The sequence below is a fragment of the Vibrio rarus genome, assembly GCF_024347075.1.
GTDB lineage: Bacteria > Pseudomonadota > Gammaproteobacteria > Enterobacterales > Vibrionaceae > Vibrio > Vibrio rarus.
Genome location: NZ_AP024900.1, coordinates 2,652,565 through 2,664,994 on the forward strand (window position 1 = coordinate 2,652,565; position 12,430 = coordinate 2,664,994).

At 42.8% G+C, this 12,430-nt stretch carries 7 protein-coding genes; 5 read left to right on the forward strand and 2 right to left on the reverse strand.

Annotated elements, in window-relative coordinates:
- Positions 1–85 precede the first annotated feature (85 nt).
- Positions 86–511: a hypothetical protein gene (locus tag OCU56_RS12100; protein ID WP_261873443.1), complete on the reverse strand. Its 426-nt coding sequence runs from the start codon at positions 509–511 to the stop codon at positions 86–88.
- Positions 502–6,852 (reverse strand): RHS repeat-associated core domain-containing protein, encoded by a 6,351-nt coding sequence (locus tag OCU56_RS12105; RefSeq protein ID WP_261873444.1) that lies wholly within the window; start codon positions 6,850–6,852, stop codon positions 502–504. Before OCU56_RS12105 ends, OCU56_RS12100 begins: the two co-directional genes overlap by 10 nt.
- Before the next feature lie 294 nt (positions 6,853–7,146).
- On the opposite strand from OCU56_RS12105, the gene OCU56_RS12110 reads away from it, so the two are divergent.
- From OCU56_RS12110 to spoT, 5 genes are all read left to right on the forward strand, one after another.
- Positions 7,147–7,989: an MBL fold metallo-hydrolase gene (locus OCU56_RS12110; protein WP_261873445.1), complete on the forward strand. Its 843-nt coding sequence runs from the start codon at positions 7,147–7,149 to the stop codon at positions 7,987–7,989.
- A 36-nt stretch (positions 7,990–8,025) separates the two neighbouring features.
- Complete coding sequence (locus tag OCU56_RS12115) at positions 8,026–9,159, forward strand: Lcl C-terminal domain-containing protein (protein WP_261873446.1); 1,134 nt, start codon at positions 8,026–8,028, stop codon at positions 9,157–9,159.
- A gap of 159 nt (positions 9,160–9,318) precedes the next feature.
- Positions 9,319–9,942: a guanylate kinase gene (gmk, locus tag OCU56_RS12120; RefSeq protein WP_261873447.1), complete on the forward strand. Its 624-nt coding sequence runs from the start codon at positions 9,319–9,321 to the stop codon at positions 9,940–9,942.
- A gap of 58 nt (positions 9,943–10,000) precedes the next feature.
- A complete protein-coding gene (gene rpoZ, locus OCU56_RS12125; protein WP_261873448.1) occupies positions 10,001–10,273 on the forward strand; it encodes a DNA-directed RNA polymerase subunit omega in 273 nt (90 codons plus the stop codon).
- 36 nt (positions 10,274–10,309) lie between these two features.
- On the forward strand, positions 10,310–12,430 hold the full coding sequence (gene spoT, locus OCU56_RS12130; RefSeq protein WP_261873449.1) for a bifunctional GTP diphosphokinase/guanosine-3',5'-bis pyrophosphate 3'-pyrophosphohydrolase: 2,121 nt from the start codon (positions 10,310–10,312) through the stop codon (positions 12,428–12,430).

Sequence of the window (12,430 nt, forward strand, 5' to 3'; positions counted from 1 at the left end):
AGAGTATAAGATCACTGCTAAATGTGATCGTCAATTTGATCGCTTCAAGTGATTAAAAAACGTTCGCGATCTTACCCTGTGCCCCCTAGTGACCAAATCTCTTACTAAAAGTAATCACATTTGGGATTAACCCAAACGGTTCTGGGTTTAGACTGACAAACATCAAAGACCACCTATTATTGCTATCTAAATACACTTGCAGTCGAAGAAAAGTCACTCCTTTCTCATAATTAACCGCCACAAAGGCAATAGAAACTCTAGGAGTTACCTCCTCTATTGCTATCGTATCGTAAGAGGTTGGCTTTCCGTATCGTGATTCATAGCGTTTCAGAGCATCAATAACAGATGCAGGTGCATCGCTGAATGGAGACCAATACTTAGCTGTCTTTTCAGCTGAATGAGTGAAGTAATAACTAACTTTATCACTCACTACCTCTTTTACTGAATTAGAGGCAAATACAAATGGTGAAAATAATAAACAAAACAAAATAACACTTCTTGTTAATAACATAGTTTACTCCTAATAAATGTCTTTTCGAATTCTTTATTAAATGACGCTACTGCTCTATCAAAAAAGTCAACTTCGGTTAAGTCTGTACCGATTATAGTTTTCGAATAGGAGGTAGATACATTTGTTGGTCCAGATAAACCAGGACCCAATTTAATCCCAATACCAAACGTTAAGTCTCCAAATGCATCTATATCCACACTACCTCCAACGCTACCAATAACTGTTTTTACACCCACATTAATGCTCCCATCAATTGATTCCCCCGATAAATCGTTAGGTTCATTCGTACCAGTAACGAACTCAATAGAAAGACCTGTTGTTGCTTCTAGCGATGAGGCTACTTCAATATTAACTTTATGATAAGAAGTGACCTTTAAATCACCATCAACTATTCCTATAGCTAACCCAGTACTATTTGAAATCAATGTACCAGCTCCAAGCGTAGATTCTCCTGATAGAACTAATACCGCCAACCCAAACGGATCCACCCAGAAAAACGGATTACCACTCACATAACCATAGGACATTTGTTGGTTAGGATCACGTAGCAACATATCGGTATTAAGACTGGTTGCTTTTATTAGCTCATGTTGAATTTCAGTTGGGAGGTATGTGTTCCTTAAACTCCAGTAGTCTGGTTGGATGAAACGACTGCTGTGCGGGTTGTACCAACGGGCGTCTAGATTGATCTGCCCTGTACTGCTTTCGGTGTACCTGCCTGTGTATTGGTATGGCATTAGTTGACCTAATTGCTTGTTCGCATTGACACCCGCGTTGGCTTTCCAAAAAGTTTTATCATTGTGCTTACGATAGGTTTGGCCAAATGGGCTGTAGCCTAGTCGCATAGCAGAAGTACCTGTGCTGTCTAACACGTGAATAGTGCTACCTAAGCGGTCATGATGATTATAAAGATGACTGGTGTCTGCACCCTTAGTGCCACTGGCTTGCACTAGGCTTGATGTCGAATCATATAAGGATTGATGTAGTACTTTGCCATAGGGAAGCTCTGAATCAGGTAACAATGTCAGAGATCTAAATGGACTAAACCCTGAACCGTTATCTTGCCACTGGCCTTGCTCTTGGCGGCCATCGTAATGACTATATAAAGTGGTTTGATTGAGTTGTTCGGACTGATTAGAGTTACCGTTTTGTTTGATGGCAGTTTGGGCCGTGCGCACCGTCTTCACTCGGCGGGATCTCGCATCATATTCATACTGAACGCTTGAACCATCGGGGTTTATCACTTCAGTCATTCGGTTTAACGGATCGTGCTGATAGCTCTGCACTTCATTGCCATTGCTAACACTTGCCAGATTGCCGTTGGCATCGTACTGATAAACAAAGTTATGAGCGTCGCTTGATTCATCATTGTCACAGCTACTATCGTCACAAGAAAAACCTGGCAGTCTATGTCCTTGCATCTCTACTAGCTGGTTAGCTTGATTATAACTGTATGTATACGCGGTTGTTTTAGTCTGTTTTTGCGTAAGGTTTCCTACATCATCCCAGCTAAATTCAATGTCGTCTTGGTTGGGATAATCAGCGCTGACGATTCGATTAACTTGGTCGTATTCAAAATAAGCCCATTGATCGCTATCACCCTGTTCCGTCTTCCTGTTTTGTGCGGTGACATTACCCGCACTATCGTATTGATAATTAAGTACCTCGATGGTATTCCAAGTGTCTCGCCAGCGATTCCCTTTATATTCCTGTTGTTCGATAACAATGCTAACAATTCGGCCGACTGCATCATAGTCTAAGCTTCGACGGCTGCGGTTGGGGTAATCGATCTGTCGAAGTTGACCGATTGCATCGTAGCTAAGCTCAAAAGCAAGATTGCCGTCAGCTGTATTGCGTTCAAGCCTTACTATTTTCCCCTCGGCATCGCGATGATAATAAACACCTTCATCGCCTGTAACTTGGCTATAGGTTCTTTCACCAAGCGCATTGTATTCATAGTTAAAACTTTGCCCTAGCTTACTGTTATCCACCTGAATTAATCGACCTGCGGGATCATAGTGATAATTTTCCGCTAATTCAGGGCCGTCAATATTGGCAAGACGTCCTAGCCCATCGTAGTTCAATACCTCGCTATGCCACTGCCCTTGATGGGCGTATTGACGCTCAGTGACATGACCTCGTTGATCATATTGAAAATGAATATCAGTATTTTGTTCAGGTTGGTAAGCATGAGTTATCTGCCCTGCTAAATCATAGTCATAATGCCATTGCTCACCTAATTCGTTGGTAAAGGTGGTGAGCCTTGCCATATCGTCATAGGTAAATGACTGCTGAGTACCTACTGCCGAGGTGATGCTTGTTAACTTGTTTGCGGCATTGAACGCATATCGAGTGACGCTATTATTTGCCTGTTTGATCTCAGCGATATTGCCGAATCCATCATATTGATAACGGGTTGTCTGATTGAGTGGGTTGGAATAATCCGTCACCTGATTGCGGAAATTGTATTCCCAACGCTCACTGGCATTCAGCGCGTTTGTTTGATGGGATGTCCGCCCTAGTGCATCGTATTCAAAGTGAGTTGTGTGACCTAAAGGATTGGTTTGAGAGAGCAATTGATCAAAAGCATCATATTGTTGCTGAGTTTCTTCACCTAAACGGTTGGAGATAACCGTTGGTCTACCGGCATTATCTAAGCGAATATGAGTCACATTACCAGTCGCATCTTTAGCGCCAATCAAACGACCTAATGAATCTAATAACCTATGCTGGGTATGGCCGAGTGGGTTACTGCTCGAAGTGAGTCGCCCCATTTCATCATAGGCATATTGAGTCGGTGCGTGATGCCCGTTTTCTGGATCAATAACCTGAACAATTTGGTTATCGGCATTATAAATATAATGCCAACGATAACCGTCACCGTCGGTATAACTTACTGCATTATCATTGCTGTCATACTCCCAAGACTGTTGATGCCCAAGGGGATTGACTTCGGATACTTTCCTGCCAGCCGTATCATAATAAAACTGATAAGAAGCGCCGTCAGGCATCGTCATGGAGCTTAATAACCCTAAGTCGTTATAACGGTAAGTATTCACGCTACCAAGGCGATAATACGGCCGTTGTTCAGTTAACAACCGGCCTTCACCGTCGTAGGTAAAGTAACTCTCTCTAGATTGCTGTCCTTGGGTTGTGACTATTTCAGCTGTCATCAATCCTGCAAGATTGTAATGTCTCAATACCTGACTGTTATCTGGGTGGATAATGGATGCCAGCAAGCCCTGCTGATTGTATGCAAACTGCCAGCTTTGCTCTGCCGCATCTTTGTATTCAATTAAGCGTCCAAGCAAATCATAGACTTTGTTACTTTGACGATGGTTGCCAAGCAACACAATACTTTTGTCTGTATCGGATTGAGTTTGTGTGACCACCAGCCGAGTCGCTTGCTGATCGTATTGCCACTGAGTTTGCAAGCCTGATTTATTGATGTGTAAGGTTTTACGCCCTAACCCATCATATTGAAATTGCTCAACACCTCCCTCTGAGTCTGTAATTGAAACAACCTGACCGAACACGTTGTATTCAAACAGATATTCGCCACCACTGGCGTCGCTATAAAGAGTTGGGAGACCTTGCCAATTATAATCATGGCGAATGCGATCTTGAGTGCTGTTAGGCATTGATACAGACATAGCAAGCCCCAACGCATTTGGCGTAAAATGTGTCGCGTTTCCATTGCCATCGTTACTTTGAATAATGTGCCCAAGCTCGTTATATCCATATTGCTCTACATACGCCGCCCGCTCATGATCATAAGTGGCATATGGTCTTCCCGCATCATCATAATAATGCTCCACCATGCTGCCAATTGAGTTAGTTGTGGATTGCAGTTGGCTGTCAGGGTAATACTGAAAGTGGGTGGTACTTCCTAAACTATCGGTTTCCGCAATGCGATTACCTGACGCATCATAGGTATACGATTTACTGACCTCTGTACCCTCTATAGAAGAGTGAATTAACCTATTCCGTGAATCATATTGGTATTGCCACACTGCGCCATGTGGAAGTATCACCGACACTAAGTTATTTTCTGAATCATAACTGTACTGAGTAAGGTATTCGATCTCTCCCGTTAAGGACGGCATGAGCACTTTCTTGGTGGCAACTTTATTTCTTGGCGTGTAAGTCAGGTAGGTTTTAACACCGGAGAAGTCTTGTTGGTAAATGAGTAAACCATTGGCATCGTACTGGAGGATCAACTCACGACCTAGCGGGTCAATGATACGTGTTGGTGAATCTAAATCTCGACCGTCGTCACTGTGGTATTCATAATGTGTCACGCGCCACTGCAGCTTAGGAAGAACCCGAGAGCCTTCTGCAACTTTTAATATTCGACCTATTTTGTCAAATTCTGTTTCTCGAATGTACCTTTGCTCTACGGGCGTGTGAGGATCAAATTGTTCAATACGAATGGGGTACCCTAAATCGTCATACTGATATTCAGTGTAATTACCCACTTCATCGATGCGTCGAATCAGCACATTATCAAGCCAATGCTCTTCCACCACCGAGCCATCTGCTAATTCGATACTCTCTATTCGGCCTGCACTGTCATAAACAAACTGCGTTTCATTGCCGACATTATTAATCGTTGAACGTATTCTGCCTGCTTCATCCCTTTCTATATCTGTGCTGCGCCCCACTGGATCGGTTGTCGATATCATTCGACCGTACAAGTCATAACGGTAAAGTGTGGTGTGTCCTAATTCATCATATTCCGCTATCAAGTTACCTTTATCATCGTAAACCTTGTTAATTTCCGTCCCGTCAGATTCATACACCTTAGATACCATCTGATTGTGTGCGTTGTACTGATAACGGGTGCGAGTTTGATTTCGGTTTATCACTGTGGTGGCTCGATTTGAGAAATCATACTCATAGCTAAACGGATTACCGGAGGGATCTATCTGGGTATCAACCACCGTTTTGTTGTCTTGCTGGCGATAAAGATAAAATGCGCTATTACCTTCACCATCAGATTTCACAGTTAAGGCTAAGGGGTTGTCTTGATAAGTATATTGGTAATGATGTTTGGCGCCATTGAATTGGACAACATCGCTAAGTTTTCCTGATTGATACGTATAGCTATGCGTTCGTGCTTCTTGATCGGTAATTTTCGTTAAACGGTTGTCGGTATAAGTAAAAGAAACCGTTCGCCCCAACTCATCGACCATACGTATTGGCTGTTGCTGGCTATCTCGATAAATAGTTACGCTACGTCCATCATTTTGACTGACTTTAACTAAGAAGCCTTGATAGTTATATTGATAGGTTACCCCCTTGGGAGTAGAGACAACAAAGAACCCATTTTCATCAATTTGTAAATGGGTATTGTGTCCCATAATTGGTGTGATACTTGATGTAGACGGCTCAACACTGAACAGCTTTCTACTGCCATTGGGAGCGATCCATTTTAACTTATGTAGCCCAATCTCATACTCTTCTGGATAAGCCGTATCCACGACATAGCGGTTGCGTTCTCGGTAATAATCAGATTGTTGATGCTGGCTTGTTAACTCATTAATCTTTGTTTGAATCTGATCTCTACTCGCAACATAAATTGCGCGCTGCGCCTGCAGTTCAGAGGTGGCCTCTAACAATTGCTGCTGTATTTGTTCTTCATTGTAGGCTAGGCGGTCTTTGAAAGAGTTGCGTAATTCATCAATACCTTGGTCAATACCATCAATAATGGTTTGATATTGATTCGCTGATGCTTGGTTTAATTCAATTAAGGGCTGCATATCAACATCCACCCCCCAAATCATTCGGCTATCTAAAGAGGAGTGCCAACCCGCACCTAACGACCATGCAGAGCCTTGGCTGATACGATGTTGCCTAACTAAAGAAAATACAGGATGGGTATAGTCAATTTCACGCGTTATTTTGCACCCAGAGTACAATTCAACAGGACAATCACTTTCATCCCCTTCGGCGCTTGCTTCACTGGCTTGTTGCTGCTGTTGTTCATTATCACTTTGTGTATCAGAAGTTTGGGTATCGGCGGCAATCGCCTCTCTATCTGCCTCCAATCCTGCAACCTCTGCTGCGTCGATAGTGTTGCCGGTAATATCAGAGATTTCCGATGTAATGGCTTCTTTATCTACATCAACAGGATCAGGGCCAGAGTCGTCATCAAGATCGCCTCCGTTATTGTTGCTACCGTCGTCGTCATCATTGTCTGGAATATTAGGTTCATTAGGACCGTCACACGACAACGCTCCCTGACATTCAGTTAAGATTGATATTTCAACAGCATAGGCATACTTACCTGAATACTCTAATAGGAAAAAAGCAATCAATAATCCAAACAGTTTTCTCATACCCTTCCCAACACAATTCATGATTTGCTAGTCAGTGTAAGAAGCGTAGAAAAATTACGGGGTTGATATTGTTGGAGCTGGATTCCAATTTTTTGCAGTTGGGGGCAGGTCTTAATATTCTGTAAATTCAGGTAAAGCTAATGCCATTAAATAAGATTGGTTGCTATTGTTATATCAACAAAATTAACTTAACCGATTGATTTAGAGGTATTAATGTCCTTTCCTTCCAAACAAATAATGCTTTTAGCCACATGCTGTTTTGCAAGTGTGCCTTATTATGCGCAAGCATCGACCATGAACACCACCATTATTGGTTCGGGTTCTCCTGACTATAATCCAGAGCGAGTCAGTGCTGGGGTGCTCATTACTCAAGGTGACACTAAAATTTTGGTTGATATGGGGGATGGCGTTAATCGCAATCTCAACAAACTTGGCATTAATACTCGTAAGCTAGATGCACTGTTTTTTACTCATCATCATTTAGACCACAATGCAGATTTTTCGATACTGCTTAACCGAGTATTGCTCGGACGAGGAGCGACTCTGATCGCAGGTCCAAAGCAGACCAAAGATTATGTCGATAGCAACCTAAGCTTATATGCAGAAGATCTTAATTATCGTCTTGGCAAAACCAATCGCACATTAAAACAACGAGAAAAACACCTTACGGTCAATGAATTAAAAGGCGGTGATTCTTTTACTTTTAATGGAATTAAAATATCGACCCTTTCTGTTCCGCACACCATCGAGACTCTTGCCTTTCGCTTTGATTATAAAGACCAGTCAGTCGTTATTAGTGGTGACCTAAGTTCAGGCCCTGGGTTTGCAGAATTTGCCAAAGATGCAAACTGCTTAATTATGGATTCTGGCGGTATGATCATGAACAACGGTAAGAATAAAAAAGCAAAAAAAAGCACATCGGGTAAATCAAAAAATCATGCTCATTTAAATATCAGAGAGTCGAGCCAAATCGCGGCACAAGCCAATGTCGATAAACTTGTATATACCCACTTTAAGCGTGGTGAGATAAATGAAAAAGCAAGCCTAGAGATCATCAATAAAAAATACCAAGGTGAAGTCATTTTCAGTTCAGACCTTATGCCTTTAGATTGCGCCAATGTAGCGCAAAAGAAATAACACATAACAATGAAATTTTAAGCAATAAGGATTCATATGTCTTACCTACTCCGAAACATCTCTCTTATCATAACCTGTTGTTATGCAATACTATCTTTTGCCAACGCCAGCACATTCAACTATCCCGTGGTGTCGATAGAGCAAGGGCAATATCAGGATAACAATGACAACACCATCACCGATAAAACCACAGGCTTAATGTGGCAAAAAGACTATAAAGTGATGAGCTTTGATGAAGCGATAAAATACGCCAAATCCGCAACAATCGGCGAACATAACGACTGGCGCGTACCAAATATCAAAGAGTTGTACTCGTTAATTTTATTTACCGGCGTTGATGCCAGCAATCGCAATATGTATAAGGTTCCGGATGGTTCAAAACCTTTCATCGATACTAACGTATTTGACTTTGCATACGGTACTAATGGCAAGCGCGTGATTGATTCACAATATCTGTCGACCTCTATTTATTCAGGCAAAGTGATGGGTAAAGACAAAGCCGTATTTGGGGTTAACTTTGCCGATGGGCGCATAAAAGGATACCCATTAGTGCAACCTCGCACTAAAGAAGACAACCAATTTACTGTGCGCTTAGTGCGAGGCAATACTGACTACAGCAAAAACCATTTTACAGATAATAACAATGGCACAATTAGCGATTCAGCCACTCAGCTAATGTGGTCGAAACAGGACAGTCAAATGGGGTTGGATTGGTCCGACGCTAAACAATGGGTCGCTAAACTCAATAAAGACAAATATTTAGGCTATAACGACTGGCGTCTACCAAATATTAAAGAGCTACAAACCATCGTGGATTATGATCGCTCGCCGAAAGCGACTGACTCAGCCGCCATCGACCCAGTATTTACCACCTCCATCATCAAAGATGAGCAAGGAAATGACAATTACCCTGCTTTTTGGAGCAGCACCACTCATCAAAAAACGGGGCGTAGAGCTCAATCACAAGCCGCATATTTTTGCTTTGGTGAGTGTCTTGGGTACATGAAACGACCAAAATCAAGCCAGAGAAAATTGCTCGATGTTCATGGCGCTGGCGCTCAACGAGCTGAACCAAAACAAGGTGATGCTAAAGATTATCCAAATGGTTTTGGTCCGCAAGGCGACGTCATCCGCATCAAAAACTACGCTCGAGCTGTCCGTAACATCTAATCGCTGTTGCGGGGTCAGGCCGTAAAAGTAATATTGTGATCTGATGTTTTTCCGTGCTATTCTTCGCAACCATTTTTCTAGGGTTGCGAAGTACACCCTAGCGCTATCATTATTGATGCATAATAATCATACTGTTGACACTATTTCGGAGCTCTACGAATGGGACAAGGCACCTTATATATCGTTTCTGCACCTAGCGGAGCGGGCAAATCTAGCCTGATATCGGCCATGCTGGAAAAAAATCCGGTATACGCAATGAAGGTTTCTGTTTCTCATACCACACGTAGTATGCGTCCGGGAGAAGAAAACGGTGTTCATTATCATTTTGTTGAACGAAATGAATTTGAAACTTTGATTGAAAAAGGGGTTTTCCTTGAGCATGCAGAAGTGTTTGGTAATTACTACGGCACGTCACGCATCTGGATTGAAGAAAACCTTGAAAGAGGTATTGATGTATTTTTGGATATTGATTGGCAAGGTGCTCGTCAAATCCGTGAGCAAATGCCACACGCTAAAAGTGTCTTTATTATACCACCATCAAATGGTGAGTTAGAGCGTCGCTTGAATGTGCGTGGGCAAGATAGCTCAGAAGTGATTGCCAAGCGAATGAGTGAGGCAAAATCAGAAATGTCACACTATGATGAATATGATTACATCATAGTTAATGATGATTTCGACGCTGCTTTGATGGATTTTAGAGCGATTCTGCGTGCAGAACGCCTAAAACAAAACAAACAAACAGCAAAATACAGTGGAATGCTGTCAGCTTTACTAGCAGAGTAATCTAGAAAGCTGTATAATTTCCCGTCATTTAAAATGTAATTTAGTAATTGGAGTCCTCATGGCACGCGTAACTGTACAAGATGCTGTTGAAAAAGTTGGTAACCGTTTCGACCTTGTTCTAATTTCTGCTCGTCGTGCACGTCAAATGCAAACTGGCGGCAAAGATGCACTAGTGCCAGAAGAGAACGATAAGCACACAGTAATCGCTCTTCGCGAAATCGAAGAAGGTTTGATTACTAAGGAAATCTTGGATGCTAAAGCACGCCAAGAACAACAAGAGCAGGACGCAGCAGAACTAGCAGCAGTAAGCAGCATCGCTCACACTCGCTAATCTGCCCAACACCTCGTAACCTTTTAGGCCCGTAATTTGTATCTATTTGATAGCCTTAAAGATGTTGCCAAAGAATATTTATCAGAGCCTCAGATAGAGGCTCTACGTCATTCTTATTTGGTAGCAAAAAATGCCCATGAAGGGCAGACTCGCTCTAGTGGCGAACCTTATATCATCCATCCAGTGGCCGTTTCGAGGATTCTCGCTGAAATGCGCCTCGATCTTGAAACCCTCCAAGCTGCACTTCTTCATGATGTCATTGAAGACACCGAAGTTTCCAAAGAACAATTGGAAGAACTTTTTGGTACTGCTGTAGCCGAATTAGTGGATGGCGTTTCAAAACTCGACAAGCTCAAATTCCGCGACCGTAAAGAAGCCCAAGCGGAAAACTTCCGCAAGATGGTTCTGGCTATGGTTCAGGATATTCGCGTTATCTTGATTAAGCTTGCTGACCGTACGCACAATATGCGTACTCTTGGTGCTCTTCGTCCAGACAAACGTCGCCGCATTGCGCGAGAAACACTTGAGATTTACTCTCCACTGGCACATAGATTAGGTATCCACAACATCAAAACTGAGCTTGAAGAGCTTGGCTTTGAGGCCCTCTATCCAAACCGTTATCGTGTACTTAAAGAAGTAGTGAAAACTGCCCGCGGTAACCGTAAAGAGATGATTCAGCGTATCCACTCTGAAATTGAAGGGCGTTTAAATGAATGCGATATCGATTTTCGAGTTTTAGGTCGAGAAAAGAATTTATATTCCATCTACAACAAAATGAAGACCAAGGAGCAGCGTTTCCATACTATTATGGACATCTACGCGTTCCGAGTAATTGTAGATGATATTGATACTTGCTACCGCGTACTGGGGCAAGCACACAGCTTGTATAAACCACGCCCGGGTAAAGTAAAAGACTATATTGCCGTACCAAAAGCCAATGGCTACCAATCCCTACACACCTCTATGGTGGGACCTCATGGCGTACCTGTAGAAGTACAGATACGTACTGAAGACATGGACCAGATGGCGGACAAAGGTGTCGCGGCACATTGGTCGTATAAGAATAACGGTCAACGTTCTGGCACTACCGCTCAGGTTAAGGCGCAACGTTGGATGCAAAGCTTATTGGAGTTGCAGCAAAGTGCTGGTAACTCGTTTGAGTTTATCGAAAACGTTAAGTCCGATCTGTTCCCTGACGAAATCTATGTCTTTACGCCAAAAGGTCGTATTGTCGAGTTACCAGTAGGGGCTACCGCCGTCGATTTTGCTTATGCCGTACACACCGATGTGGGTAATACTTGTGTTGGTACTCGGGTAGATAGAAATCCATACCCACTAAGCAAGTCATTAAAAAATGGTCAAACCATTGAGATCATCAGTGCTCCTGGCGCTCGACCTAATGCAGCTTGGTTAAACTATGTGGTCACTTCTCGCGCTCGTACTAAGATCCGTCAAGTACTCAAAACCATGCGCAAAGAAGACTCTGTGGCATTAGGTCGCAGACTACTCAATCACGCCTTAGGTCGTCACTCTATTGATAGCATCTACCCAGAAAATATCGCACAAGTTCTTAGCGACTTAAAACTGGATAGCGTTGATGACATGTTGGCATCTATTGGTTTGGGCGAATTAATGAGCATTATTATTGCTCGTCGACTGCTCGGTGATGTGGATTCGCTAACAGAAACCAGTTCAATAGAACCTCGCTCAGAGAAGAAACTCTCAATCAAAGGCGCTGACGGTATTCTTTTGACTTACGCTAACTGTTGCCACCCTATTCCAGGTGACCATATTTTAGCGCACGTCTCTCCCGGTAGAGGGTTGGTTATTCATAGAGAAGACTGTCCTAATATTCGTGGTTATCAAAAAGAACCTGATAAATATATGGCCGTTGAGTGGGCAGATAGTCATGAGCAGGAATTCATTTCTGCACTGCAAATCGATCTGCAAAACAGTCAAGGTACTTTGGCGCAATTGACCAATGTCATCTCACGCACCGGCTCTAATATCCACGGTATTTCAACCGAGGAGAAAGACGGTCGTTTGTATACGGTTACAGTCTCTTTAACCACTAAAGACAGAGTGCACCTTGCGAGCATAATGAAGAAAATTCGCGTTATGCCACAAGCACTTAGAGTCCGTCGCCGCCGAAGATAA